Origin of the sequence: Streptomyces pristinaespiralis (genome assembly GCF_001278075.1) — a bacterium.
GTDB classification, from domain to species: Bacteria; Actinomycetota; Actinomycetes; order Streptomycetales; family Streptomycetaceae; genus Streptomyces; species Streptomyces pristinaespiralis.
Window position 1 is genome coordinate 2,036,483 of the sequence record NZ_CP011340.1, and the last position, 25,449, is coordinate 2,061,931.

25 protein-coding genes are annotated in these 25,449 nt (G+C 73.1%); 10 read left to right on the forward strand and 15 right to left on the reverse strand.

Features of this window, described 5'->3' with window-relative positions; all coding sequences use genetic code 11:
- Positions 1-62: 62 nt before the first annotated feature.
- The 5 genes from SPRI_RS08570 to SPRI_RS08590 all read right to left on the reverse strand — a co-directional run bounded on the left by SPRI_RS08570 (position 63) and on the right by SPRI_RS08590 (position 6,901).
- Positions 63-992, reverse strand: coding sequence for a carbohydrate ABC transporter permease (locus tag SPRI_RS08570; protein WP_078951231.1), 930 nt, complete (start codon positions 990-992; stop codon positions 63-65).
- The gene (locus tag SPRI_RS08575) at positions 989-2,347 is read right to left on the reverse strand and encodes an ABC transporter permease (RefSeq protein WP_053556824.1); all 1,359 of its coding nucleotides are present in this window, start codon (positions 2,345-2,347) and stop codon (positions 989-991) included. Before SPRI_RS08575 ends, SPRI_RS08570 begins: the two co-directional genes overlap by 4 nt.
- Before the next feature lie 10 nt (positions 2,348-2,357).
- On the reverse strand, positions 2,358-3,692 hold the full coding sequence (locus SPRI_RS08580) for an ABC transporter substrate-binding protein (protein ID WP_005310446.1): 1,335 nt from the start codon (positions 3,690-3,692) through the stop codon (positions 2,358-2,360).
- 28 nt (positions 3,693-3,720) lie between these two features.
- Complete coding sequence (locus tag SPRI_RS08585) at positions 3,721-5,403, reverse strand: glycoside hydrolase family 13 protein (RefSeq protein ID WP_078951232.1); 1,683 nt, start codon at positions 5,401-5,403, stop codon at positions 3,721-3,723.
- A 226-nt stretch (positions 5,404-5,629) separates the two neighbouring features.
- A complete protein-coding gene (locus tag SPRI_RS08590) occupies positions 5,630-6,901 on the reverse strand; it encodes an ABC transporter substrate-binding protein (RefSeq protein WP_037773480.1) in 1,272 nt (423 codons plus the stop codon).
- A 168-nt stretch (positions 6,902-7,069) separates the two neighbouring features.
- Here SPRI_RS08590 and SPRI_RS08595 point away from each other — a divergent pair, with 168 nt between their 5' ends.
- From SPRI_RS08595 to SPRI_RS08605, 3 genes are read left to right on the forward strand one after another with little or no spacing between them, the layout of a single operon-like run.
- Positions 7,070-7,576: a PadR family transcriptional regulator gene (locus SPRI_RS08595; protein WP_005310452.1), complete on the forward strand. Its 507-nt coding sequence runs from the start codon at positions 7,070-7,072 to the stop codon at positions 7,574-7,576.
- On the forward strand, positions 7,573-8,400 hold the full coding sequence (locus SPRI_RS08600; RefSeq protein ID WP_005310454.1) for an ABC transporter ATP-binding protein: 828 nt from the start codon (positions 7,573-7,575) through the stop codon (positions 8,398-8,400). Before SPRI_RS08595 ends, SPRI_RS08600 begins: the two co-directional genes overlap by 4 nt.
- Positions 8,401-8,402: 2 nt before the next feature.
- The gene (locus SPRI_RS08605; protein WP_053556825.1) at positions 8,403-10,724 is read left to right on the forward strand and encodes an FtsX-like permease family protein; all 2,322 of its coding nucleotides are present in this window, start codon (positions 8,403-8,405) and stop codon (positions 10,722-10,724) included.
- Between the two features lie 109 nt (positions 10,725-10,833).
- Here the strand turns inward: SPRI_RS08605 and SPRI_RS08610 are convergent, their stop codons facing one another.
- Positions 10,834-12,144, reverse strand: a complete 1,311-nt coding sequence (locus SPRI_RS08610; protein WP_078535220.1) for a S1 family peptidase — start codon at positions 12,142-12,144, stop codon at positions 10,834-10,836.
- A 151-nt stretch (positions 12,145-12,295) separates the two neighbouring features.
- The gene (locus SPRI_RS08615; protein ID WP_005310463.1) at positions 12,296-12,826 is read right to left on the reverse strand and encodes an AraC family ligand binding domain-containing protein; all 531 of its coding nucleotides are present in this window, start codon (positions 12,824-12,826) and stop codon (positions 12,296-12,298) included.
- Positions 12,827-12,996: 170 nt separating this feature from the next.
- Between SPRI_RS08615 and SPRI_RS08620 the strand changes: the two genes are divergently transcribed.
- Complete coding sequence (locus SPRI_RS08620; protein WP_005310465.1) at positions 12,997-13,839, forward strand: polysaccharide deacetylase family protein; 843 nt, start codon at positions 12,997-12,999, stop codon at positions 13,837-13,839.
- A 67-nt stretch (positions 13,840-13,906) separates the two neighbouring features.
- Positions 13,907-14,797, forward strand: coding sequence for a DMT family transporter (locus tag SPRI_RS08625; protein WP_005310467.1), 891 nt, complete (start codon positions 13,907-13,909; stop codon positions 14,795-14,797).
- Between the two features lie 7 nt (positions 14,798-14,804).
- Here the strand turns inward: SPRI_RS08625 and SPRI_RS08630 are convergent, their stop codons facing one another.
- From SPRI_RS08630 to SPRI_RS08650, 5 genes are all read right to left on the reverse strand, one after another.
- Positions 14,805-15,923 carry an AI-2E family transporter gene (locus SPRI_RS08630; protein ID WP_050791449.1) on the reverse strand — a complete coding sequence of 373 codons (1,119 nt, stop codon included), beginning with the start codon at positions 15,921-15,923 and terminating at the stop codon, positions 14,805-14,807.
- Positions 15,924-16,071: 148 nt separating this feature from the next.
- The gene (locus tag SPRI_RS08635; RefSeq protein ID WP_005310471.1) at positions 16,072-16,269 is read right to left on the reverse strand and encodes a hypothetical protein; all 198 of its coding nucleotides are present in this window, start codon (positions 16,267-16,269) and stop codon (positions 16,072-16,074) included.
- A 10-nt stretch (positions 16,270-16,279) separates the two neighbouring features.
- Positions 16,280-16,972, reverse strand: coding sequence for a hypothetical protein (locus SPRI_RS08640; protein ID WP_037773488.1), 693 nt, complete (start codon positions 16,970-16,972; stop codon positions 16,280-16,282).
- Positions 16,969-17,874: an ATP-binding cassette domain-containing protein gene (locus tag SPRI_RS08645; protein ID WP_063805334.1), complete on the reverse strand. Its 906-nt coding sequence runs from the start codon at positions 17,872-17,874 to the stop codon at positions 16,969-16,971. The genes SPRI_RS08640 and SPRI_RS08645 overlap by 4 nt, the downstream gene beginning before the upstream one ends.
- An 11-nt stretch (positions 17,875-17,885) precedes the next feature.
- Positions 17,886-18,563, reverse strand: a complete 678-nt coding sequence (locus tag SPRI_RS08650; RefSeq protein ID WP_005310477.1) for an AIM24 family protein — start codon at positions 18,561-18,563, stop codon at positions 17,886-17,888.
- 71 nt (positions 18,564-18,634) lie between these two features.
- Between SPRI_RS08650 and SPRI_RS08655 the strand changes: the two genes are divergently transcribed.
- Positions 18,635-19,462: an aminoacyl-tRNA hydrolase gene (locus SPRI_RS08655; protein WP_005310479.1), complete on the forward strand. Its 828-nt coding sequence runs from the start codon at positions 18,635-18,637 to the stop codon at positions 19,460-19,462.
- A 63-nt stretch (positions 19,463-19,525) separates the two neighbouring features.
- Here the strand turns inward: SPRI_RS08655 and SPRI_RS08660 are convergent, their stop codons facing one another.
- Genes SPRI_RS08660 through SPRI_RS08670 form a run of 3 tightly spaced genes read right to left on the reverse strand, consistent with a single transcriptional unit; the run spans position 19,526 to position 20,702 of the window.
- Positions 19,526-19,954 carry a DUF6010 family protein gene (locus tag SPRI_RS08660; RefSeq protein ID WP_005310481.1) on the reverse strand — a complete coding sequence of 143 codons (429 nt, stop codon included), beginning with the start codon at positions 19,952-19,954 and terminating at the stop codon, positions 19,526-19,528.
- The gene (locus tag SPRI_RS08665; protein ID WP_037773489.1) at positions 19,951-20,238 is read right to left on the reverse strand and encodes a hypothetical protein; all 288 of its coding nucleotides are present in this window, start codon (positions 20,236-20,238) and stop codon (positions 19,951-19,953) included. Before SPRI_RS08665 ends, SPRI_RS08660 begins: the two co-directional genes overlap by 4 nt.
- A 2-nt stretch (positions 20,239-20,240) precedes the next feature.
- Entirely contained in the window at positions 20,241-20,702 is a 462-nt protein-coding gene (locus SPRI_RS08670; RefSeq protein WP_005310484.1) for a hypothetical protein, read from the reverse strand.
- 623 nt (positions 20,703-21,325) lie between these two features.
- Here SPRI_RS08670 and SPRI_RS08680 point away from each other — a divergent pair.
- The 4 genes from SPRI_RS08680 (at position 21,326) to SPRI_RS08695 (ending at position 25,447) form a co-directional block, all read left to right on the forward strand.
- Complete coding sequence (locus SPRI_RS08680; protein ID WP_053556826.1) at positions 21,326-22,264, forward strand: GlxA family transcriptional regulator; 939 nt, start codon at positions 21,326-21,328, stop codon at positions 22,262-22,264.
- Between the two features lie 88 nt (positions 22,265-22,352).
- Complete coding sequence (locus tag SPRI_RS08685; RefSeq protein WP_005310490.1) at positions 22,353-22,838, forward strand: excalibur calcium-binding domain-containing protein; 486 nt, start codon at positions 22,353-22,355, stop codon at positions 22,836-22,838.
- A gap of 359 nt (positions 22,839-23,197) precedes the next feature.
- Positions 23,198-23,986 carry a DUF4142 domain-containing protein gene (locus tag SPRI_RS08690; RefSeq protein ID WP_005310492.1) on the forward strand — a complete coding sequence of 263 codons (789 nt, stop codon included), beginning with the start codon at positions 23,198-23,200 and terminating at the stop codon, positions 23,984-23,986.
- Between the two features lie 150 nt (positions 23,987-24,136).
- A complete protein-coding gene (locus SPRI_RS08695; RefSeq protein ID WP_037773491.1) occupies positions 24,137-25,447 on the forward strand; it encodes a DUF692 domain-containing protein in 1,311 nt (436 codons plus the stop codon).
- Positions 25,448-25,449: the final 2 nt, after the last annotated feature.

A 25,449-nucleotide genomic window follows, 5' to 3' on the forward strand; every position in this document is an offset into this window, starting at 1 on the left:
CGCTCGTCGGGGAGGGGCGGGCAGGGGATGCGGCCCGCGCAGCGGACCCGCCACCCGTGCCCCTACTTCACCGACCCCGCCATCACCCCCTGCACGAAGTGCTTCTGGAACGCGAAGAAGACGACCAGCGGCACCACCAGCGACAGGAACGCCCCCGGCGCCAGCACCCCGATGTTGCTGCCGAACTGCCGCATCTGGGACTGCAGCGCCACCGTCAGCGGCTGCGACTCGCTGTCCGCGAAGAGCAGCGCGACGAGCATGTCGTTCCACACCCAGAGGAACTGGAAGATGGCCAGGCTCGCGATGGCCGGGCGGCCCAGCGGCAGGACGAGGCGGGAGAAGATCCGCCATTCGCCGCCGCCGTCCATCCGCGCCGCCTCCAGCATCTCCCGCGGGATCTCCGCGAAATAGTTGCGCAGCAGGAAGATGGCGAACGGCAGCCCGTACGCGACGTGGAAGAGGATGACGCCCGCGACGGTGCCGAACAGGCCGACCGCGCCGAAGAGTTTGGCGACCGGCAGCAGACCGATCTGCACGGGCACCACCAGCAGCCCGACGACCACGAGGAAGACCGCGTCACGGCCGGGGAAGTCCAGCCAGGCGAAGGCGTATCCGGCGAGTGCCGCGATGCCGACGACCAGCAGGGTGGTGGGCACCGAGATCAGGACGGTGTTCCAGAACGCGCCGGCGATGCCGGAGTCCTCGAAGAGCGCGGTGTAGTTGTCGAGGGACAGCTGCGAGGGGTCGGTCAGCGCCGTCCACCAGCCGTCGGACGCGTTGTCGCGTTCGGACCGCATGGACGAGAGGAACAACCCGGCCAGCGGAGTGATCCAGATGAGGGCGACGACGATCAGTACGGCCTGGACGGCCCCGCTGCCCAGCCATTTCGAGAGCCGGCCCCGGCGTCGGGGGCGTCCGGGCGGGGAGGGCCGTACGGGCCGGGTCACGGCCCGCTCCACGGGCGGGCGCTCGACGGTGGTGCGGGCGCTCATGATCGGCTCCTTCTGAAGCGCCGGACGTTGAAGATCATGGCCGGTACGACCAGCAGGAGCAGCAGGACGCTGAGGGCGCTGCCGAGCCCCTGGTCGTTGCCGCCTCCGAAGGAGACCAGCCACATCCGGGTGGCCAGCACGTTGGCCTCTTCCTGGACCGGTCCGGGCGCGATGATGTAGACGAGGTCGAAGACCTTCATCACGTTGATGACCAGCGTCACGAAGACGACCGTGAGCACGGGCGCCAGCAGCGGCACGGTGATCCTGCGGAAGATCTGGCCCTCGGTGGCGCCGTCCATCCGGGCCGCCTCCAGCGCGTCGCGCGGGATGGCGGCGAGTCCGGCGCCGATGAGCACCATCGCGAAGCCGGTCCACACCCACAGGTAGGCGCCGATGATGGCGGGCGTGACCAGCGCCGGGCCGAGCCAGTTGACGCCCTGGTAGGGCGCGGCGAAGTTCGACGCGGGCAGCCGGACGGTGTACTCGCCGTCGGCCAGGCCGTCGAAGCGGAAGGATCCGTCGGCGGCGGTGGTGGCCGTGGCGGCCACCTCGCCGTCGCGGACGGCTTCGACGGTCATGCCGGGCAGGCCCTTCTCCGCCGGATCGACCTTGCCCGGGGTGCCGCCGCCGCCCGGTACGAAGTCGAGGTAGGCGACGCCGCCCACGCCGTCCCCGCCGGCCGGGGCCTGGGCGGGACGCGCGTCGGCGGGCACCGCGTCGGGTGCGACGCCGACGAAGCCGAGGCTGACGGCACTGCCGGGACGGACGGTGTCCTTCGTGGTGTACGGGCCGCCGGCCTTCCCGGTGAGGCCGGACTGTTCGCGGACGCGGGCGGTCGGGTAGGCGGCCGGGTCCTCGAAGGCGTCGTGGGCGGCGACGACCACCGCGTTCAGGACGCCGCGGTCCGGGTTCTGCTCGTAGGCGAGCCGGAAGATGATGCCGGCCGCGAGGAACGACACGGCCATGGGCAGGAAGAGCACCAGCTTGAAGGCGGTCGCCCAGCGGACCTTCTCGGTGAGGACGGCCAGCATCAGGCCGAGGCCGGTCAGCAGGACCGGTGCCACCACGACCCAGATGGTGCTGTTGCGGATGGCTTTGAGCGTGGCGGGGTCCTGGAAGATCTCCGTGTAATTGGCCGCGCCGACGAACTGCTCGCCGCTCGCGTCGAACAGGCTCCGCCCGACGGAGAAGAGGACGGGGTAGACGACCAGCGCACCGAGCAGCAGCACGGCGGGCAGGACGAACAGGACCGCGAGGCGGCGCTTTCTGCGCTGGGCCCGGCGCCGCGCGTCGAGCGCGGCGCCGGCCTTGGGAGTGCGGGCCCCTCGGGCCCGTCCCTCGAGTGTGTCGGCCATGGTGCCGGCCTCAGTTCCCGTACGCCTTGGCGGCCGCGGCCTCGAGCTTCGCCGCGGTGGCCTTCGGGTCCGACGGGTCGCGCAGGAAGTCCTGGAGGAGCTTCCACTCCCCCGCCCCCTTGGTGCCGCCGAACGCCGCGGGCGCCTGGTCGGACATGTCGAAGCGGACCGAGTCGCCGGCCGCGACGAGGGATTCGGCGGTGGAGCGGGTGGTCTCGTCACCGTAGGCGTCGAGGCTGACGTCCTTGTTCGGCGACAGGAACCCGCCGGCTCCGGCCCAGATCTCGGCCGCCTCCGGGGTGGCGAGGAATTCCAGGAGCTTCATGCCGGCCTTGCTGTTCTTGCCGTCCTTGAGGACCACGGCGGCGTCGCCGCCGCTGACGACCGGGGCCTCGCCCCCGCCGACGGCGGGGAAGGGGAAGAAGGCGGCGTCCTCGCCGAGCTTGCGGCCGAACTCGTCCTTGGCTATGCCGCCGACGAAGTCACCTTCGTAGACCATGCCCGCCTTGGGTTCGGGGCCGAAGACCTGCTCGACGGAGGACGGGAAGTCGGTCTGGAGGGCGGCCTTCGCGCCGCCCGCGACGAGCTGGTCGTCCTTGAACAGTTCACCGAGCGTGGTCAGGGCCGCGACGACGCTCTCGTCGGTCCACTTGAGCTCGTGCCGTGCGAGCTGGTCGTACTTCTCGGGTCCGGCCTGGGAGAGGTAGATGTTCTCGAACCAGTCGGTCAGCGTCCAGCCGTCCTCGCCCGCGACGGAGAAGGCCGGGCGGCCCGAGTCGGCGAGGGTGCGGCCGGTCTTGAGGAGGTCCTCGTACGTCTTGGGGGCGCTGACACCGGCCTGGGTGAACGCCTCGGGGCTGTACCAGACGGTCGACTTGTGGGCGGCCTTGAAGTAGAGGCCGTAGTACGTCTTGTCGACGGTGCCGTAGTTCTTCCACACCGGGGCGAGACCCGCGGTGGCCGTCTTCGCGGTCTTGTCGGAGAGCGGCTCGAGCCAGCCTTCCTTCGCGAACTGCTGGAGGACACCCACCTGCGGCACCATCACGACGTCCGGTGCGTTGCCGCCCTCGATCTTGCTGCCGACGAAGGTGGACACGTTGTCGCCCGAGGGCACGAAGACGGTCTTGGCGCCGGTCTTCTCACTGAAGGCGTCGAGCACCTTCTTGAAGTTCTTCTGTTCGCTGCCGGTCCAGACGCCGGCCACGGTGACGGTCTGGCCGCTGAGCTCGCCGCCGCTCGCGGCTTCGGTGGTGCCGCCGCAGGCGGTGGCGCCGAGGGCGAGGCCGAGCACCGCGGAGGCGGCGGCCGTCGTACGCCGGGTGGTGGTGCTGCCGATTCGTCGCATGGTGAGGTCCTTCCGAGACAGAGCGGGATCAGGAAGCGGGGTGGTCGCCGGTCCACCAGGCGGCTGTCGCTCCGGGGAGCACACCGTCCGGGCAGGGACCGCTGGAGAGCAGAGGTGTTCCGGTCACGGGCGCGGGGACCGGCTCGGTGCCGAAGTTGACCGCGCAGATCAGCCCGTCGCCGCGGGCCATCGCGAGCACCTGCGGCGGCGCGTCCAGCCAGCGCAGCGTGCCCTCGCCCAGCTGGGGGAGGCTGCGGCGCAGTTGGAGGCCGTCGCGGTACAGGTGCCAGAAGGATCGGGTGTCGGCCAGGGCCCGGTCGGTGGCGTGTTCCGCGAACCACTCGGGTTGCGGGAGCCACGGCCGGGCCCCGGCCGCGCCCTGGCTGAAGCCGAACGGGGAAGCGTGGCCGGACCAGGGCAGCGGGACGCGGCAGCCGTCGCGGATGCGCTTCCGACTGCCGGTGCGGTGGAAGATCGGGTCGGTCAGCACCTCGTCGGGCAGGTCGAGAACCTCGGGCAGTCCGAGCTCCTCGCCCTGGTAGACGTAGGCGGCGCCGGGCAGGGCGAGCATCAGCAGGGCCGCGGCGCGGGCGCGGGCGGCGCCGAGTCCGCTGGCCTCGACGCCGGGCTCGCCCGCGTAGCGGGTGACGGTGCGGACCTGGTCGTGGTTGTTGAGGACCCAGGTGACGGTCGAGCCGGTGCCGGCGATGTCGCGTATCGCCTCGTCGATCGTCGAGCGGAAGGCGTCGGCGTCCCAGGGGGCGGACAGCAGGTCGAAGAAGAAGGCCTGGTGCAGTTCGTCGGGGCGGACGTACTCGGCGTGTTCACGGGCGGTGGGTACGGACACCTCGCCGACGAGCAGCCGGTCGTGTCCGTCACGGGCGGCGTACTCCTCGCACACCGACCGCCAGCGGCGCCACACGTCGTGGACCTCGGGCTGGTTCCAGGCCAGCGGGTTGACCGAGTCGCGGGCGCGCTCGTCGGCGAACGGGTCGTCGGAGTCGGGGAGCGCGGGGTGCTTGAACAGTCCGGCGGCGACATCGATACGGAAGCCGTCGACGCCGCGGTCCAGCCAGAAGCGCAGTACCTGTTCGAAGTCGTCGCCGACGGCCGGGTCGCGCCAGTTGAGGTCGGGCTGCTCGGGGGTGAAGAGGTGGAGGTACCACTCCCCCGGGGTGCCGTCGGGTTCGGTGACGCGGCTCCAGGCGGGGCCGCCGAACATGGCGCGCCAGTTGTTGGGCGGCTCGGCGCCGTCAGGACCGCGGCCGGGCGCGAAGTGGAAGCGGGAGCGGGCCGCGCCGCCGGGGCCGGCGGCGAGCGCCTCGCGGAACCACGGGTGCTCGCTGGAGCAGTGGTTGGGGACGATGTCGAGCAGCAGTTTCAGTCCGAGGCGTCGGGCGTCGGCCACCAGCCGGTCGAACTCGGCGAGGTCGCCGTAGACGGGGTCGACGCCCTGGTAGTCGGCGACGTCGTAGCCGTGGTCGTGCTGCGGCGAGGGGTAGAAGGGGCTGAGCCAGATGCCGTCGACGCCCAGCTTCCTGAGGTAGGGAAGCCCGGCCCTGACGCCGGCCAGGTCGCCGATGCCGTCCCCGGTGCTGTCCAGGAAGCTGCGGACGTAGACCTGGTAGATCACCGCGTCGCGCCACCACGGGTCAGGTGTGGAGGCAGGGCGGGAGGGCCGGCCGATGCCGGCCGGAAGCGTGCTGAGCATCTCGCGTCGACCTGTTTCTGCTGAATGCGAGAGCGCCCCGGACCGGGTGCGCTGTTATGCATGCATGTTAAGTAGCGGTGACTGGAAGGTGTCAACGATGCTTCCTGAAACCGTCGAAAGCTGGGGTGATTTGCACCGTAATGCCCAGGTGGCAAAGAGAGAGCCTCTACTTAACATGTAAGTAGAGGCTCTTGAAGTGAACGACCGGAGGTGGGACGTGGGCGGGTCAGCCCCTGCGGGAGATCGCCCCCAGCTCGCGCGCGAGCCGCGCGACGGCCTCGGCAGGCGTCTGCCGCAACGCCATCACGTCCTGCGCCACCGCCTGCACCGCCAGGCTGACCTGGTCGTAGCGCGGACTCTTGGGCCGTGGCACCGCCGACAGCACGCTCTGGCGCAGCGTCGGCAGATAGGGATGGGCCTTGATCAGCTCCGGGTCCTCGTACAGCGCCGCGCGCACCGGCGGCAGCGAGCCCTCGGTGAGCACCTGCCGCTGAACCCGCTCACTGGTGAGGTAGGCGATCAGGTCCGCGGCCGACGCCGGGTGCCGCGAGTGGGCGCTGACGGCGAGGTTGGAGCCCCCCAGCACACTGGTGCCGGGCCCGTGGGGGCCGGGCAGCGGCACGGCGCCGAACTTCCCCGCCACCTTCGAGCCCTCGGCGCCCGCGTCCGCGTAGACATAGGGCCAGTTCCGCAGGAAGAGCAGCCGGCCGTCCTGGAACGCCTGCCGCGACTCCTCCTCCTTGTAGCCGAGAGCCTCCCGGGGGATCCATCCCTGGCGCACCCCGTCCGCGAGGAACGTCAGGCCGGCCCGCGCCGCGGCGGAGTCCACGGTGACCCGCTCCCCGTCGTCCCGCAGGATCGAGCCGCCCGCGGAGTGCACCGCTTCCGCGACGTTGACGGTGAGCCCTTCGTACGGCAGGAACTGGCCGGCGTAACCGTCCAGGCCGTACTTCGGGGCGATCGTACGGGCCTGGTGGGCCAGCTCCGCCCAGGTGCGCGGGGGCCGGGCGCCCTCCCGTTCGAGGATGTCCTTGCGGTAGTAGAGCAGCCCGGCGTTGGTGACGTACGGGACCGCGAACAGCCGCCCGTCGAAGGTGGCGGTGTCGACGACCGGCCGCAGGAAACTGTCCAGCGGGAACCGGTCGCGCTCGAGCGGGGAGATCCACCCCGCCGCGGCGAACTCGGACGTCCAGGCCACGTCGATGTTCAGCACGTCGAAGCGGTCGCTGCCGGAGCGCAGTTCGCTGGTCATCTGCGCCCGGGTCTCGTCCGCCGAGTCGGGCAGTTCGACCAGCGTGACCCGCTCTTCGGGGTGGGTGCGGTTCCAGTCGTCGAGAAGCGGCGAGAGGTAGTCGGTGAGATCGCCCGCCGTCGCGAGCGTCATCGGTCCGCGGCCCTGAGGGTCCACGCCCCCGGCCCGGGCGCCGAAACCGGCGTACCCGGCCAGCAGCACCGCCACGACCAGGAGAGCTCTACCCGCGGCACGCATCCACCGCATAGGTTCCTCCCGGTGCACGATCCGGCTGCGTCGCCGACCATCGGGCCCTATATATACCCGTTAGGCATGGGCGATACTAGACGTCCAGGCGGACCGGACAGGTGCCATGGGCCACACGCCCACCGCCCGGCCAACAGGAAACTACGTCAGCGGGAGAGAGGGGGGAGCGTGCGGCTGCCGCTCCTGGCACTGCTCACCCGTGGCCCGGCGCATGGTTACGAGCTGAAGCAGGACCTTGAGAAGCTCCTGGGCGCCGCGTACCCTCAGCCGAACGTCGGCCAGATCTACGTCACCCTCGGCCGCCTGGAGAAGAGCGGGCTGATCGACGGCGAGGACGTCGAGCAGTCGGGCCGGCCCAACAAGCGCACGTACCGGCTGACCGACGCCGGGCGTGAGGCGGTGCAGGCCTGGTTCGAGGAGACCACCGACGAGCCGCGTGTGCGGGACGAGTTCTTCATGAAGCTCGCCCTGGCGCCGGAGTCGGGGCTCGCCGACCCGGTCGCCCTGATCAACAAGCAGCGGCGGCAGTACCTCAACACCATGCGGGACCTGTCGAAGCTGGCCGCCGCCGAGGACCGGGACAACCGGATCTCCCAACTGCTGATCGAGGGCGCGATGCTGCATCTCCAGGCCGACCTGGACTGGCTGGAGCGCTGTCAGGAGGAGCTGGAATGAGCCACGACGCGGCCTCCGGCGACCGCCGGGGACCCGGCACGGGTCCGGACCCGGCCGCGGAGACGGCAGGCCCCGGGCACGGCAGCGTGCCGATCGTGCGCGCGGAGGGCCTGACCAAGACGCACCACGGCGAGGGCGCGCCGGTGCACGCCGTACGGGGCGTGGACCTGACCGTCCGGCCGGGCGAGTTCGTCGCCGTCACCGGGCCGTCCGGCGCCGGGAAGTCGACCCTGCTGCATCTGATCGGCGGCCTCCAGCGGCCCGACAGCGGAAAGCTGTGGCTCGACGGCCGGCGCGTCGACGAGTACCGCGAGGCCCGCTGGGCGGTCCTGCGGCGGCGCAGCATCGGTGTCGTCTTCCAGTTCTTCAACCTGGTCTCCAACCTGACCGTCGCCGACAACGTCGAACTTCCCGCGCTGCTCGCCGGTGCCTCACCCAGGGCCGCCCGCGAGTCCCGGGCCGAACTGCTCGCCGAGCTCGGCCTCGAAGGCCGGGAGAAGTCCATGCCCGGCGAGCTGTCCGGCGGTGAACAGCAGCGCGTCGCACTGGCCCGCGCCCTGGTCAACCACCCTGCCCTGCTCCTCGCCGACGAACCGGCCGGCAGCCTCGACAGCAAGGGCACCCGGGAGGTGCTGCGGCTGCTGTCCCGTTTCCACCAGCGCGGACAGACGATCCTGATGGTCACCCACGACGCCCGGATGGCCAGCGCCGCCGACCGTGTCATCAGCTTCTTCGACGGACGGATCGCCGACGACGCCCGGCTCGGCGGCGGCCACCGCGGCCCGGCCGGCGGAGTGTCCGGCGTGCTCGAACTGAAGGAATGAGCATGCGGGCCACTCTGCGCTGGGCTCACGCCGACTTCCGCGCACACCGCGGCGAGGCCCTCTTCGTCGTCCTCGCCAGCGCCGGGATCATCGCCTCCCTGCTGCTGGCCGGCGCCCTGTTCAGCTACGCCGCCAACCCCTGGCAGCGGATCTTCAACCAGTCCCAGGGCGCCCACATCTGGCTGCAGACCCGGCCGGGCGCCGACCCGGCGGCCCTGTCCCGGCTCGACGGTGTCGACTCCCTCTCCGGCCCCTACCGGACCGCCGCCACCACCGTCGAATCACGCGGCGCGCGGGCGGCGGTCGCCCTGCGGGCGACGGGCGTCCGGCCGCCCGGGACCGGGCGGCCGCTGGTCACCTCGGGAAGCTGGCTCGCCCCGCAGGACGGCGGCGCGGCCCGCGCCGTCGTGCTGGAGAGCTCGGTCGCCCGCTCGCTGTGGGCCGAACCCGGCGACACGGTGCGCGTCACCGGACAGGACGGGGCGGTGCGCACCCTGCGCGTGACCGGCGTCGCCGAGGCGGCGGAACCGCCCTACCGTGCGGGCGGCGGGCCAGGGATCGGCTGGGTCCTGCCGGAGACCCTCGACGGGATCGCCCCCGGCGACACCGGGCAGAGCGTGGGTCTGCGGCTGGCGGACTCCGGCGACACCGACTTCATGGTCCAGCGGGCGGTGACCCTGCTGGGCGCCGACCGGGTCGCCCAGGTCACCAAGTGGCAGCAGGCCAGGGCGGAGGCCGGCGGCGACGACCGGCTCCTCGGTCAGCTGTTCGCCGTGTTCGGGCTCGGTGCGCTGCTGGCGGCCGCCCTCGCCGCGTCCGGGGCGATCGGCGCCCGGGTCCGCGGCCAGCTGCGGGACATCGCCGTACTCAAGGCGGTGGGATTCACACCCGGTCAGGTCGTACGCGGCTTCCTCGTCCAGCACCTGGCGTTCGCCCTGCTCGGGGTGGCGCTCGGTACGACGGCCATCGCCTTCCTGGGCGCGCGGATACCGGGCCGGATCGGCGACGCGGCCGCCCTCTGGCAGGACCTGCCCGGATACACGGCGCTCATGATCGGTCTGCCGTGCGGCGCCGTCCTGCTGATCGCGGCGGCGACCGGGCTCGCGGCCTGGCGCGCCGGGCGGGTGCCGCCGGTCCCGGTGGCCCGGGCGGCGCAGCCGTCCGCCGCGCCGATGACCGCGCTGGGCCGCAGGGCGCTCGGCCTGCGGATGCCGCCCGCGCTGGTGCTGGGCTGGCGCTCGGCCTTCCCGCGCCGGGGCCGTACGGCCGTCGCCGTGGGGCGCCTCGCGCTGCCGCTCGTACTGATCACCGTCGCGCTGGTCGCCTGGTCGACGCTCGACCAGTTCCGCGGCCGGCCCGCGCAGATGGGGCTGCCCGCGGCCCTGACCGTACGGGCGGAGCAGCCCGGCGGCCCCACGGAGGACGAGCTGCGGCAAATCCTCGCCGGGGTCCCGGAGGTCGCCGCCGTCCATCCCGGCGCCGAGATGGCGGCCCTCGTCCCCGGGCAGACCGGGACGATCACCCTGCGCGGGCTCGGCACCGCGGAGGACCCCTATCCGTCGGCCGTGGCCGAGGGACGCGCGGCCCGCGGACAGGACGAGGCGGTGGCCGGGCAGGGGCTCCTCGACCTGCTCGGGGTGCGTGTGGGCGACTGGGTGCGGATGACCGTCGAGGGCAGGCCGCAGATCCTGCACATCGTGGGACGCAGCATCGAGCCCGAGTCCGGCGGGCGGATCATCTCCACGACGGTCGACGCCCTGCGGGAACGCGACCCGGGGCTGCGGCCCGACTTCCACGCGCTGGTGCTCACGGACGGGGCGGACCCGCGGTCGGTGAGCTCCGCGCTCGACGGGGCGGCGGGCGGCGCCCTGGAGATCCGCGAGACGCCCAACCCCGCGGACCGGCTGGAACCGGCGCGCGGCGTGATCGCAGCCCTGATCGCCGTCCTGGCCCTGATCGGTCTCACCGAGCTGCTGACACTGATCGGCACCGGGGTCCGCGACCGCGGCCGGGACCTGCTCGCGCTGAAGGCGATCGGGCTGACGCCCCGGCAGATCGGCTCGGTCATCGTGACCGCCGCAGGGCTGACCGCGCTGGCGTCGGCGCTGGCGGGAACGGCACTCGGCGCGCTCTTCGGCATGTGGCTGGTGGACGCCCAGGGCAGTTCGAGCGGGATGGGGGCGGGGATCGCCCATCTGCCCCCGTGGCCGGTGCTGGTGGCGGTCGTCGCCGGCGCGGTGCTCGGGGCGGTGGCGGCGGCCTCCCTGCCCGCGACGCGGACCGCCCGCCGACGGCTCGCGGACTCGCTGAGCGAGACGCTCTGAACGCGGCGGCCGGGGGCGGGCGGAGGTCCGCCCGCCCCCGGCCGGTGGGGGGAAGAGCCCGCCGGCGGGGTCGGGGAGGACGGACCACCGGCGGAGCAGTGACTACGGGTCAGGTGCCGTCGAACCCTCCCTGCTGCTGGTCCTGACCGTCCTGGTTCTGGCCCTCCTGCTGGTCCTGACCGTCCTGGTTCTGGCCCTCCTGCTGCTGGTCCTGGCCGTCCTGGTCGCCCTGGCCCTGGTCCTGGCCGTCCTGCTGCTGGCCCTGGCCCTGGTCGGCCGCGCCGCCGCCGTCGCCGCCGTCACCCGTGGTGATCTCCGCGCCGACCGCCGCGAGGGCCGTCGTCACCGGCTGGAAGAACGTCTCGCCGCCCGACGTGCAGTCTCCGCTGCCGCCCGAGGTCAGCCCGATCGCGGCGCCGTCGCGGGTGAACAGGGCCCCGCCGCTGTCACCCGGCTCCGCGCACACGTTCGTCTGGATGAGACCGGTGACCGTGCCCTCCGGGTAGTTCACGGTGGCGTTCAGTCCGGTGACCTGGCCGCTGTTCAGGCCCGTGGTGCTGCCCATGCGGAACACTTCCTGGCCGACCGCCGCGTCGTCGGCGCCCACGATGTCCAGGGTCTGGCCGTTGCCGAGGTCGACCGTGCCCGGGGCGACGGTCGCGGGGTCGTCGTACGTGACGAGCGCGAAGTCTCCCTCCCCGGGGAACGTCGCCGCCTGCACCGTACCGATGGGCGCGCCGTTCGGGTCCTCGGACCACTGGTCGTCGGCGACGCCGCAGTGTCCGGCGGTGAGGAAGCCGGGCTGCCCGTCGCCCGTGGTCACGTTGAAGCCGAGGGAACAGCGGGACCCGCCACCGAAGATGGCGTCACCTCCCTCGAGGAAGGGCTTGAACACGCCCGCGGACTTCTGGATCCGGGCCATCCCGGAGCCGAGCGATTTCACGGTCGACTCCAGCCGGTTCCAGTCGTCACCGGCGACCGTGCGGTCGGCCGTGACCAGGAGCTGGTTGGTCCTGGGGTCGACGGCCCAGGCCGTGCCCGGGACCGCGGCCTTCTCGGCCAGCGTGTCCGCCGCCGCTTTCAGCTGCCCCATGCTGTTCTCGACGGGCCGCGCGACGGCGCCGGCCTCGTTGACCTGAACGATGACGCTGTTGCTGTCACCGACGACGTTGACGACGACCTGCTGTTTCTGCGCGTCGTAGTACGCACCTGCATACGCGTCACCGAGCTGGGGGCCCAGTTCCGAGACGAGGTCCTGGGCCGCCGCGGCGCTCAGGGTTCTCGGGTCGGCCTCCGGCCCGGAACCGGAGCCGGACTGCGATGCGTTGGCGTGCGGCAGCAGCACGGCGGCCGCGGCGATGCCCACCGCCCCGGCTCCTGCAAGCACGGCCTTTCGCTTGGGTATTCGCCTGTGACTCAACTCGCCGCCTCCTGCGGGGATACGGAATCCGGTTGTCGACGACAGACCGGGGGACGCGTCCGACCGTTGATACGGATGAGGCGGGAGTTGTACTCATCGCATGCGCGAAATCACTGCCTGACCTCTCGTCAGGAGCGGCCCGTCGCAGGGCTCATGAGGGCAGTCGGGCGCCGCACCTGCTGCAGTAGCGCGCGCCGGGATCGTCGGCGGGACGGTCGCACTCGGGGCAGATGCGGCCGAGCATGCAGGCAGGCTCGCCACCGGCGCTCTCGGGGGCCGCGGCCGCGCCGACGCCACCGGCCGCCTCACGCGCCGCGGTCACGTTCCCGATGGCCATGCCCGGCCGGCGCCGGTGCGCCGTGAGGTAGACGAGACCGTCCGGACCGGCGGCGACGGAGCGTTCCATGCCGTGCGGCAACCAGGCCACGCATCCCGGTTCGAGCTCCTGCCGCACGCCCTGGGTCACGAGCTCGCCGCTGCCGTGGACCACGCAGAGCAGCACGTCGAGGTCCTTCTCGACATGACGGGGGCGGCGGGTGCCGGGCGGGAGCCGTACGAGGTTGGCGTCCAGCTGCCGCGCGGCCGGCGTCAGCCGCCACACGGCACCGCCGCGGTCGTCCGGCACGTCGAGAGCGTCCGCCGTCGTGGCGAGCACACCCGCCGTCAGAGGCACCTCTGCCATGCCGTTCCTCCAGAGCACGCGGGCCAGCAGTCGCTCGCATGATTGCACAGTGCAATCCAGGCCATGGACGCGCCCGGCGGCCGGACCGAACGGGCGGCCTCCGCGCGACCCACCCGGACGCGGAGCCACGGTGACCCTGGACAGAGGCGCTGATCGCTTACTTTTCGTAAATGATCAGATCTGTACTAAGAATTACCGGTTTGACGGCCGCGGGTGCCGCACTCGTCGGCTGCGGCGCCTCGGGCAGTCCCGTCTCCGCACCTACGTCGCCGCCGCCGCGTCCGGCCGCCTCCGCCACCCACGAGACCGCTCCGACCATGGCTCCCGGGCCCGGCGGGCACACCCCCGTGTTCATGCGCGCGGCGGCCGCCGAGGGCGACGCCGCGAAGACCGTCGCACTCACCTTCGACGCCGACATGACCGCCGATCAGGGCCCGCGCGCCGAGCGGGGCGAACGGTTCGACAACCCCGCGCTGATCGAGACCCTGCGGACCCTGAAGGTGCCCTCGACCGTCTTCATGACGGGCCGCTGGGCGGAGGAGTACCCGGCCCAGGCGAAGGCCATCGGCACCGATTCCCTCTTCGAGATCGCGAACCACTCCTACAGCCATCACGCGTTCAGCTCCCCCTGCTACGGGCTCCCTGAGATCGGCGCGAAGGACATGCTCACCGATGTGCGGCGGGCCTTCGCGGCGTTCGAGAAGGCCGGAGCGCGCAACGTGGTGCCGTACTTCCGCTTCCCCGGCGGCTGTTACGACGACACGGCACTACGGGCCCTCGCGCCGGCCGGGGTCACCGCGGTGCAGTGGGACGTCGTCAGCGGTGACGCGTTCGCCTCCGACGCGGACGCCGTCGCCGAGCAGGTGCTCGGCGGGGTGAGACCCGGCTCGCTCGTCGTCATGCACTGCACCCGCAGCGCCGCCCCGGTCACGCAGGAGGCGGTCCGCCGGATCGTCCCGGAACTGCGCCGGCGCGGGTACCGGTTCGTCAAGGTCTCGGAACTGATGCGATAGCCGCCGCCCGGGCGGACCGACAGCGACACCACCACCGCGACCCCGGCACACCACGGAGGCCGATCACGTGCACATCCTGCTCCCGGTACTGTTCGCGCTCGGCGCGGCGCTGAGCAACGCGTTCGCCACCGTGCTCCAGCGCAAGGCCGCCCTCGACGTACCCCGCTCCGAGGGGCTGCGCGCCGGTCTCATGCTCGATCTGCTGCGCCGGCCCGTCTGGCTGCTCGGCATGCTCGCCGTCGTGGTGGCGGGCCTGTGCCAGGCGGTGGCGCTCGGGACCGGGCCGCTGACGATCGTCCAGCCGCTGTTCGTGCTCGAGCTGCCGCTCGCCCTGATCCTCGCGACGCTGCTGCTGCACGGCAGCCTTCCACGCGTCGGCCGGCTGGCGGTGGCGGCCGTCGTGACGGGTCTGGGCATCGCTCTCGCCGCCGCGTCACCCTCCGGCGACCGCACCTCCGTGCCCCTGGACCGCTGGATCGTCGCGCTCGCCGTGAGCGGCGCGGTCGTCCTCGTGCTCACCGCCGTCGCGCTGCGCCGCCCCGAGGGCCGCGCCCGCGCTGCCTGCTTCGGCACCGCCACCGCCATCAGCTACGCGCTCACCGCGGCCCTGATGAAGTCGGCGGTGCACACGCTGGACGACCACGGCATCGGAGCCTTCCTCACGGCCTGGCAGACGTACGCGTTCGCGGCGACCGGCGGGTGCGCGCTCTTCCTGCTGGAGAACACGATGCAGGCCGGTCCACTGATCGCGTCGCAGCCGGCCCTCACGCTCGGCGACGCGGCGGTGAGCCTGAGCCTCGGCATGCTCCTGTACGAGGAGGACATCCGCACCGGCTGGTGGCTGGTCCCGCAGGCGTTCGGCGTGGCCCTGGTGGTGGCAGGTGTCCTCGCGCTGGCCCGGATGCCGCTCGCGCGTTCCCTGGTCGCCACCGAGGAACCGGACCGGGCGGTGCCCTGACGCCAGGTCAGCCGCCCTCGGCGGGCGCGCCGTCCCCGCTCGGCCTCAGCGCCTGCCGGACCGACCAGAGGACGGCCACCAGCGGCACGGCGGCGACCGCGCCCACCATCCCCGCCGCGACGGCGCCGCCGACGACCGACAGCGCGACCACCACCGGATGCAGCCGGACGGCCCAGCTCATCACGACGGGATGCAGCAGATGGCCCTCGATCTGCCCGATCACGACGATGAGCGCGACGACCACGGCCGCCGTCAGCGGCCCCTTGGCCGCCAGCGCCACCACCGCGGCCACCGCGAGAGCGACGGGGGAGCCGACGAGGGGGACGAACGCGGCGAAGAACTCCAGCAGGGCGAGGGGCAGGGCGAGCGGGACGCCGAGGGCGAAGAGGGCGATGCCGACGAGGATCGCGTTGGTGGCGGCCACCAGGAGGATGCCGTGGGTGTAGCCGGTGAAGGTCCGCCAGGCGGCCCGCCCCGCCACCGTGGCGCGCCGGCGGGCGACCGGCGGCAACTGACCGCAGAACCATCCCCATTGGCGGTCTCCGGAGTGGATGAAGAAGACCGAGCAGAACAGCGCGAGGGCGAACACCGTGAGCACTTCGACCAGCTTGCCGGCACCGCTCAGCGCCTCACTGATGACCGTGGACCGGTGGCTGGAGAGCAGCTGGCCGATGCGTGACTGGACGTCCGTGAGGGCCTCGGGGTCGACGCGGAACGGCGGCCGCTCCAGCCGGTTCTCGATCCGCTCGATGCCGGTACGGAACTCCCGTACAAGAGTCGTCCGCTCCCCCGCGACCGCCTCGCCGACCAGGGCGAGCACGCCCAGGACGAGTGCGATGGTGCCGAACAGCGAGATCGCGACGGCGAGCGGGCGCGGCAGGACGCGCGCCACCAGGTCGGCCACCGGCCGGAGCACGGCGGTGACGACGAGGCCCAGGAAGACGGCCACCGCGATCTCGTGGAACCGCCCGAGCACCGCGAAGACGCTGTAGACGGCCACGGCCACGGCGATGATCCGCCACGCGTACGCGGCGGCCGTCCGCAGCGCCTCCGGCACCCGCGGCGGGGACGGGGGCACATCCTGGGGGCGCTGCCGCGGGTCCGACGGCCTTGGGGGCATGCACATCGGCGTACCACCAAAAGGGCCAGGGGCCACGGTCGCGGCGCCTGGTTCCCCCGAAGGCACCCGGGACCGCGCCGCCGGGCATCCGGAGCGGGCCCGCAGGCGACCGGGTGCTCGGGCCGGCGGTCAGGGGCGGTCGCGGGTCACGCGGTCAGCCGGAGCAGGCCGTGCGCTCCGCCTCCCGCCACTCGCACACCGGACACAGCGGCGCGCCCTTGACCGTCTCCGGGTACTCCGTCGGCGCACGGCACAGGACGCATTCGGCGAAGGGCCCCTCGGCCGGGGTTTGGGCCTCCTGCCCTGCCGCCTGGATCTCCGTGGTCTCGCAGTACGGCTCGTGCTCGTCCATACATCCGACTCTAGCTCGCGGCTCTGCCGCCGTCCGCACCCCGCAGCGGCGCCAGGACGGACGCGACGCCGGCTGCGGCGGAGGCGATCAGCGCCGCCGCGAGGAGCGGCAGCAGCGGCAGCGTCACCACCCCGTTCCGAGAGCCCGTGACCAGTCCGGTGACGGCGTACCTCGCGGGAGATCCACTGCTGACCAGTGCCAGCAGCGCCAGCAGGACCGTCGCCGCCAGTGACCAGCCCCGCGCGTGCAGCAGGGGCCGGGTGCACAGCGCCCCGACCGCCACTCCGAGCAGGACGCAGACCGCGCCCGCGACGAGTCCCGCCCCGGCCGCGGCCGGCCGTGGGACCACCGCCTCGTGGGCGGCGCCGGAGGGAGCGCTGATCAGTACCACGAAGGTCACGGCCACGGCGCCCAGGACCGCCGCGCACAGGGCGGCGGCGAGCAGTGAGGCCAGGTGCGCCCGGGGCGCGCCGGCGGCCGCGGCCGTGACGCAGCGCGCGGCCGGCGGCTCCTGGGTGGCGCAGATCCGCACGAGCCACGCGGTGACCGGGAGCAGCGCGGCGGCCGTGTAGCCGAGGGAGTCCAGCACCGGTCCGCCGCCCTGGACGCCGACGGCCAGCGCCGCGCCGTAGAGCAGTACGGGCGGCAGCCAGCGCTGGGAGCGCAGGAGAAGGGCGGTGTGGTAGCGCAGAAGTGCCGTCATGTCGTCGTGCCGGATCCTGTCGGACGCGCGGTCGTCGCTGTCACCGCCGCTGCCGCGGGTGCGTGCGCGGCCGGATCCACGCCCCCTTCCACGCGCCGGATGTGCCACGGCGGCCGGGCGGTGAGCAGCGCACGCAGCAGGGCGTCGGAGTACCCGGCAGGGACGGTCAGTACGGTGCCGCCGTCCTCGCCCGCGAACTGCTCCGGATCTCCGGGCAGCCGGTCCGGCAGGGGTACACCGCGGGGGGCGACCGCAACGATCCGCGTCCTCGCGCCCGGTTCCCGCCCCGCGCCCGACGGGCCTTCCGCCGGCAGTTCCACGACCCGGCCGTCCCGTACGTGGAGCACCGTGCCGGCCGTCGCGGCCGGCCGCCGGGGGTCGTGGTCGACGTGCACGACCGAGGCACCCGCCGTGACCAGCGCGGCGACGGCGAGGTCGAGCTGCTCGCGCGCCGGGGCGTCCAGGCCGGTCCATGCCTCGTCGAGCACGAGCAGTTCCGGGCCGGCGACGAGCGCCTGGGCCACGGCGACCTTCTGGCTGGTGCCCTTGGACAGCTCACCGAGCGGTGTTCGTGAGTAGGCCGCGGCCCCGAAGCGCTCGAGCCACTCGGCAGCCCCTGATGCCGCCGCCCGCCGCCCCAGCCCGTGGATGCGGCCGAGATGCGTCAGATAGCCGGCCGCGGTGAACGGCAGGGCGGCGGGGAAGCGTTCGGGGACGTAGGCCGTGCGGGGCCGGCCGGTGATCCGGCCCTCCGTGGGCGCGTCGATGCCGGCGAGCAGCCTCAGCAGCGTCGACTTGCCACTCCCGTTGGCGCCCTCGACGCGGACGAGGGCGCCCGGGCGCAGCTCGAGGTCGACCTCGCGCAGCACCCAGGGCCCGCCGAGGCCGTAACGACGGCCCACCTGCCGGAGCTTCAGTTCTGTGACGCTTTCTGCGGGGTGAGCTCGCTGGGCCGGACGATGACGAAACCCTCGCCCTCCAGCTTGAGTTGCACCGCCTCGCCCGAGCCGCCGCGGATCATCGAGCCGACGGACTGCGAACGGTGCAGCGACGTGTGCAGCTGGGCGCTCCAGCCGACGACGGCGTCCGTGTCGACGAAGACCGGCTGCTGGTGGCTGACGGGGATGACGATCGGGCTGCCGTCGCAGATGACGCCCAGTTTCCCGTAGCCGGTGAAGAGGCTGTTGAAGAGGCCGCCGCCGGTCATGCCGGCGCCCTTGACGGTCTTGATCTCGTAGCTCAGCGTCGCGTCGAAGCAGAGCACGTTGCGGCCGTTTATGGTCAGCGCGTCGCCCTGTTCGATGTCGACGATGAAGCAGTTGGCCGCTTCGTGCGCGAACCACGCCTCGCCCTGGCCGCGCACGGCCATCAACGGCAGCCCCTCCCCGGTGACGGCGCGCTTGAGCATGCCGCCGATCCCCTGGCCCTTGCGCTCGAACTGCAAGTTGCCGCGGAAGGCGATCATCGAGCCCTGCCGCGCGTGCATCTCGCCGTTGACCGCGTACTTGATCGACTTGGCGTTCTGCAGCGTCATTCCGGGCACGGTGGCCTGCTGTGCCATGTTCTCTGTGGAGAAAAGATCGCTCTTCATGGAGTGCATCGTCGCCCGGAGGGGCTCGTTCCGCCAACAGCCTCCGGCCGGGCGGCTGGCAGACTGGCGGCGTGAGCAGCGAAGACCTCCGTGAAAACCCGTCCGACAGTCCCTTCAGGCACCGGGACGACTCCCGTGACGCGGCACCCCAGTTCGTCCTGCCGCTGGTGGTGCGCATAGAGAAGTCGGGGCCGCCGTCCCGTACGGACGCCTTGGAGACCGCCGCGCGAGCGGTCCTCGAGATCCTCGCCGACGAGCGCTCCGCCGGTGAGGGAGAGTGGGCGCAGGCCGTGCGGGACTGGCAGGACGCCCGTATCCGCAAGGTCGTCCGCCGGGCGCGCGGCGCGGAGTGGCGCAAGGCCGGCACGCTCCCCGGCATCACGGTGACCGGCGCGGGCGGTCCGGCGGCCGGGTCCGAAGCGGAGTCCGCGGCGGACGCGGCGGACACGGACGCCGCCACAGGACCGGTACCGGCACCGCCTCCGGCGGAGGTACGGGTCTTCCCGCCGGTCCCGCTCGACGGGTGGCCGAAGGAACTGGCCAAGCTCCAGGTGTCGGGAACGGAACTCGACGACCCCCGCCCGCCCGTCGCCCCCGACCCGGCCCGTCCCGTCCTGTGGCTGAGCCCGGAGCTGGAGATGTCCGCGGGCAAGGCCATGGCGCAGGCGGGCCACGGCGCCCAACTCGCCTGGTGGGAACTGTCCGACGCGGATCGCGAGGCGTGGCGGGACTCGGGCTTCGCGCTCTTTGTGCGCACCGCGGACCCGGCGGACTGGCCGGCGCTCACGAAGAGCGGTCTGCCGGTCGTGCGCGACGCGGGCTTCACCGAGATCGCCCCGGGTTCGTGCACCGTCGTGGCCGACCACCCCTCGCTGCGCGGCGGCGCGGACCGCGCGTAGGCGGCCGTCGGGGCGCGCCTGCGCGGGCGGTGCGTCGTCCGCGGTGCGGGGCGCGGCTCCCGCCTAGGCGGGCGGTGTCACGTCCGCGGTGTTGGTGGTGCGCGCCGACCGGCCGCGGACGAGGCCGAACAGTGAGGGTCCGCCCCTCAGGCACCACAGCGCGATGACGGGATCGCAGACGGCGCAGGCGAGGGACGAGTCGTGGGAGAAGGGGATGATCGGGTTGCCCTTGAAGTGGTGGAGCAGGTCCCATGCGGTGTGCAGCAGCCAGGCGATGCCGATGAACGTCCAGGACTCCAGGCCCCGGTAGGCGACGTACGTGATGACGGCGGTGGCGAGGAACTCCCAGCCGCCGAAGCCGCCGCCGCTCAGGTACGCGGCCCCCGCCCCGGCCACCATGATCGCGTTGAAGCGGCGCCGGTGCGGTTCGCGGATCAGGGACATCGCGGCGGCGTAGAGGACGCCGACCAGGATCGGCGTGAGGTAGGTCATGGGCGCACGGCCTTCTCGGGGGTCGGACGGACGGTGCCGCGGCGGTCGAGCCGCCGCAGTGCGAGGAGGCCGCCGATGCCGGGGACGACGGCGGCGGCCTTGGTGAGGGGCGTGGCCCGCCGGAGGCGCCACGTCGCGACGACGACGAACAGGTAGGCGCAGCCGTGGGTGGGCCCCATCAGGGAGGAGACGGGCCCGAGATGGGCGGTGGCCAGGTTGGCCGTCATCACGATCAGTGAGACGAGCTCGGCGTGGGCCGCGATGCGCAGGGGCCGCAGAGTCACGGTCACACTCCTGTGGTGGAGCCGGGGCGGATGATCATCAGGACGGTGACCGTGGCCCACAGCAGGTTGAAGACGCCGGTGAGCATCGCGAGGCGGCCCGGTGATCCCGGGTCGGAGCCGGAAGTCTCCGCGGCGGCGAGGGCCCCCTCCTGGGCGGGCAGGATCAGCAGGGCGAGCAGGCCGGCGGCCCCGGCGGTCAGAAGGATCGAGGCGATGAGCCACGCGCTGCCGAGGACGCCGAGGCTGCTCGCCGTGGCGAATCCGAAGACGGGAACGGCGATGCCGACGGCCGCGTAGACGCGGCAGATGCGGTGCAGCGTCCGCAGGGTCGTGAGCGCCTCCCCGTCGCCGGGGCCGCTGTGCGCGTGGCGCAGGGCCTTGGGGAACATGCTCGCCGCGACGGTGACCGGGCCGACGGCCACGACGGCGGCCAGGACGTGCAGGACGAGGAAGAATTTCGTCACCGTCGGGGCTCCGTGGCCGCACGGACGATGCGACGCGTCGGCCGGGTTCCGGCCGACCGGGTACGGGGCGCGCCGGTGACCTCCGAGGCCGGCGGGCGTCCGGCTCCACGGACACCCGTGCGCCGGACGACTTCGGAGACACCCGCCACCGTGCGCCGGGCGCGGCAGGAGGTTCCCGTCACCGTGCGCCGGACGGCTCGGGAGCCACCCGCCGCCCTGCGCCGGGCGCGGCAGGAGGTTCCCGTCACCGTGCGCCGGACGCGGCAGGAGGTTCCCGCCACCGTGTGCCGGACGACTCGGGAGCCAACGGCCACCGTGCGCCGGACGACCGTGCCGCCGGCGTGCGGCACCTCGTGGGGAGCGCCGGCATCGAGCCGGTCCGAGCCCTCGGACAAGTGGATCCGGACGTGCATGGAGAGGCCCTTCGGGGGTGTGGGAGATCCGGTCATGTGCCGGAGACGCCACCGAAGTTATCCGGCTGCCACCGGGTCTCCCAGTGGCATCAGTGACACCTTTCAACGAGATACTGCCAACGCGACGAAGCGGCTTGCGAACTGCGACAGGACAGCGGTTCCGTAGCACCTGGGCGGATCCGGCATCCGGTGGAGAGGTACGTTCCCGCCATGCACACCATCGCCGTTCTCGCGCTGGACCGGGTGATCCCCTTCGACCTGTCCACCCCGATCGAGGTCTTCACCCGCACCCGGCTCCCGGACGGGCGACCCGGCTACCACCTGCGCGTGTGCGCCGAACAGCCGGAGATCGACGCCGGCGCGTTCACCCTGCGTGCGCCCTGGGGACTGGAAGGGCTCGAGGGCGCGGACACGATCGTCGTGCCCGGTACCGCCGCCCCCGCCGCCCCGCTCTCCGCCGCGGTCCGTGACGCGCTGCGGGCGGCGGCCGAGAACGGCACGCGCATCGCCTCCATCTGCTCGGGCGCCTTCCCGCTGGCCGCCACCGGGCTCCTCGACGGCCTGCGGGCCACCACCCACTGGGTCGCGGCGGACCTCCTGGCAGCCGGCCACCCGGACGTCGAGGTCGACCCGGACGTCCTGTACGTCGACAACGGGCAGATCCTCACCTCGGCGGGCGCGGCCGCGGGCCTGGACCTGTGCCTGCACATGATCCGCCGCGACTACGGCTCCGCGGTCGCCGCGGACGCGGCCCGGCTGTCCGTCATGCCTCTTGAACGGGAAGGCGGGCAGGCGCAGTTCATCGTCCACGACCATGCGCCCGACCCCCAGGGCTCCGCCCTCGAGCCGCTGCTCACCTGGCTGCGGGACAACCTGGGCCGTGACCTCACGCTCGCCGCCGTCGCCGACCAGGCCGGGACCAGCACCCGCACCCTGATACGCCGCTTCCGCGAACAGACCGGCACGACCCCGCTCCAGTGGCTCCACCGGGCCCGTATCCGCCAGGCCCAGCACCTGCTGGAGACCACCGACCACTCCGTCGAGCGCATCGCCGCCCAGGTCGGTTTCGGCTCGCCCACCGCTTTCCGTGACCGTTTCAAACGCACCACCGGGGTCTCCCCGCGGACCTACCGCCGCACCTTCGGCTGAGGTCCGGATTCAATTACTCCGATTGTCGTCCCTTCCGGGGTGCCGGGCGCTACGGTGAGCCTTCACAGAATCTGCACAAGGGGGGACCTTGAGCAATCCGTTCACCATCGGCCCGCCGTCGCCCGGCCCCGTGCCCGCCGGGACGCAACGGCCGCTGTGGAAGATGAAGCGCACCTACGCCGGCGGGCTGCTGATCATGGCGCTCGGCTTCGGGTGCGGTGGTGCCGCCGCCTCCGACGACTCCCGGCCGGCCGCGGCGGCCGCCGGGCCGAGCCCCGGCCCGACCGTCACCGAGACGGTCACCGCGACGGCGACCACCACGGCGACGCCCGCCCCCAAGGCCACCGTCACCGAACCGGGGCCCACCGTGACCGTGACGGTGACCGAGACGGAGACCGCCGACGCCTACGACAGCGGCGACAGCGACTCCGGCAGCGGCGGTGACGCGGACGTGTACTACGAGAACTGCGCCGCCGCACGGGCCGCGGGGGCCGCGCCCGTGCGCCGGGGCGAGCCCGGCTACGGCAGCCACCTCGACCGGGACAACGACGGCACCGGCTGCGACTGGGGCTGACGGACCGGTGCCCGCCCGGACCGAACTCCGCGGCGGGCACGGGTCGTCGGCCCTTACACCGGGGCCCGATCGCTCCCGCCGTACCGCCGAACCACAGGGCGGGCACCGGTGGTCGACCCTCCCGGACGGCCGGAACCCAGGGGCGCGCGGCAGGCCGCCCCTTCCCGCGTACCCCACCGCTCGCCGCACCGGCATCCGGCCGGCGGGCCGTTGAACAACCAGGGCCCCGGCTACGTACTTCCGGGTACCGCCCAGTAGTTTGACCGGCTAAGTTCGACCGGCAGGCGGCCGGTGGGCTGACCGGCCATTCAGCAGGGCGGTTGGTTGCCGTGTAACGCATCGGCTCTGGAGGCACATTGTTGCGGCGCATCAACGGAACAGCACTCATCATCGCGGCCCTGGTCGTCACGGTCGGGGCGCTCGCGTTCCCCGTGTGGTCATACGCCGACCGTTCCGGCACCGGGCAGGACAATCTCAACGCCTCGAGCGTGGCGACCCAGTGGGGGCCGCTGTCGGCCACCGACCGCGACTTCCTCGTCAAGGTGCGGCTCGCCGGCCTGTGGGAACTGCCCGCCGGGCAGCAGGCGATCGAACGCGCGCCCACCGAGGCCGTCAAGGCGGCCGGCGACCACCTCGTCGTCGGCCACACCGACCTCGACAAGCGGGCCCGCAACGTGGCGGCGCAGCTGGGCGTCGAGCTGCCGAACCAGCCCACCGAGCAGCAGCAGGGCTGGCTGCGCGAACTGTCCGCGGCGCAGGGCGAGGAGTACGAGCGCAAGTTCGCCCAGCTTCTGCGGAACGCCCACGGCAAGGTCTTCGCGCTGATCGCGCAGGTCCGTCACACCACCCGCAACACACTGATCCGCCAGCTCGCCTCGGACGCCAACCAGACGGTCCTCGACCACATCACGATGCTCGAGCAGACCGGCCGGGTCGACTTCGACGCCATCGCCAACGAAGCCGCGGCGGGAGCCACGGCCAGCCCGAGCGGTCCGCCGCCGCCGGACGGCAACCTGCCGCCCGCGCCGCCCGCGGTCACCCCGACCGGGGACCAGTCGTTCACGTCCCGGCCCTCACCGCAGCCGGGTGCGCCGACCGCGGTCAACACCGACCGCCCGGCACCGCAGGACCCCGTCCCTGCGGGATGACCGGGCGGCCCCGAACACGGCAGGAGGTTCCGGTCCGCCCGGGCCGGAACCTCAAATCAACCTCTGAACGTCCCCTCCTGCGGATTCACCTGCTCGTGCGGGGGCCATGACCCTGGCACGCCACACACGTCGGGCGTGGAGGAGGGGACCATGGAACTCGGCATCGGAATCGGCTGGCGGCCGGAGATCGCGGACACGGTGGAGCGGCTGCCGGAGCTCGACTGGGTCGAGGTCGTCGCGGAGAACGTCTGCCCCGGCCACCTGCCGCCCGCACTGCTCCGGCTGCGCTCGCGCGGCGTCCGCGTCGTCCCGCACGGCGTCTCGCTCGGACTCGGCGGCGCCGACCGGCCCTCGAAGCGGCGCCTGGCCGATCTGGCAGAGCGGGCAGAGGCACTGGCCGCGCCGCTGGTCACGGAGCACATCGCGTTCGTGAGGGCGGGCGGCGCGCTCACCGCGTCCGCCGTGCAGGAGGCCGGCCATCTGCTGCCCGTCCCCCGCACCTGGGACGCGCTCGCCGTGCTGTGCGAGAACGTGCGCATCGCGCAGGACTCGCTGCCGGTGCCGCTGGCGCTGGAGAACATCGCGGCGATGTTCTCCTGGCCGGGCGAGGAGCTCACCGAGGGCCAGTTCCTCGCGGAGCTCGTGGAACGGACCGGGGTAGGGCTGCTGATCGACGTGGCCAACCTCCACACCAACCACGTCAACCGCGGCGAGGACCCGTCGGCCGCGCTCGACGAACTGCCGGTGGAGTCGATCGCGTACGTCCATGTCGCGGGCGGCGTCGAACGCGACGGGATCTGGCACGACACGCACGCGCACCCGGTGACACGGCCGGTCCTGGACATCCTGTCGGACCTGCGGAGCAGGGTGAACCCGCCGGGGGTGCTGCTGGAGCGCGACGACGACTTCCCCGCCGGTTCCGAGCTGGAGGCCGAACTCGCGACCATCCGCACGACCCTGGCGTCGGCCGCGCACAGCGCCCGCTCCGCCTCGCCCCGGACCACCCCCCTCGCGGCGACGCCGCCCCGCCCCGCCTCCGACACAAGAACGCCGCCCGCCCGCCAGCACGTCGCGCTCAGGCAGGCCGCCCTGCTGTCCGCGCTCGTCGCGGGAACGCCCGCACCCGAGGGATTCGACGCACGCCGCCTGCGCGTGCAGAGCCGCGCCCTCGCCGCGAAGCGCGCGGACGTCGTCGCGAAGGTCGCGCCCGAGCTGCCCGAGATCCTCGGGACCGGCTACCGGGCCGCCTTCCTCGCGTACGCCAGGAACCGCCCCATGCACGCGGGTTACCGGCGCGACGCGCTCGACTTCGCCGAGCACCTGCTGGCCTCAGGACGCCCGCAGGACGGCGCCGCCCGGCGCAGGCTGACCCTGTGGTGGCGGGAGCGCAGCGCCACCCGTCCGCCGCGCGGGGCGACCCGCCTGGTCCGTGTGGCCCGCGCCGCGCTCGCGGCGAGGTGAGC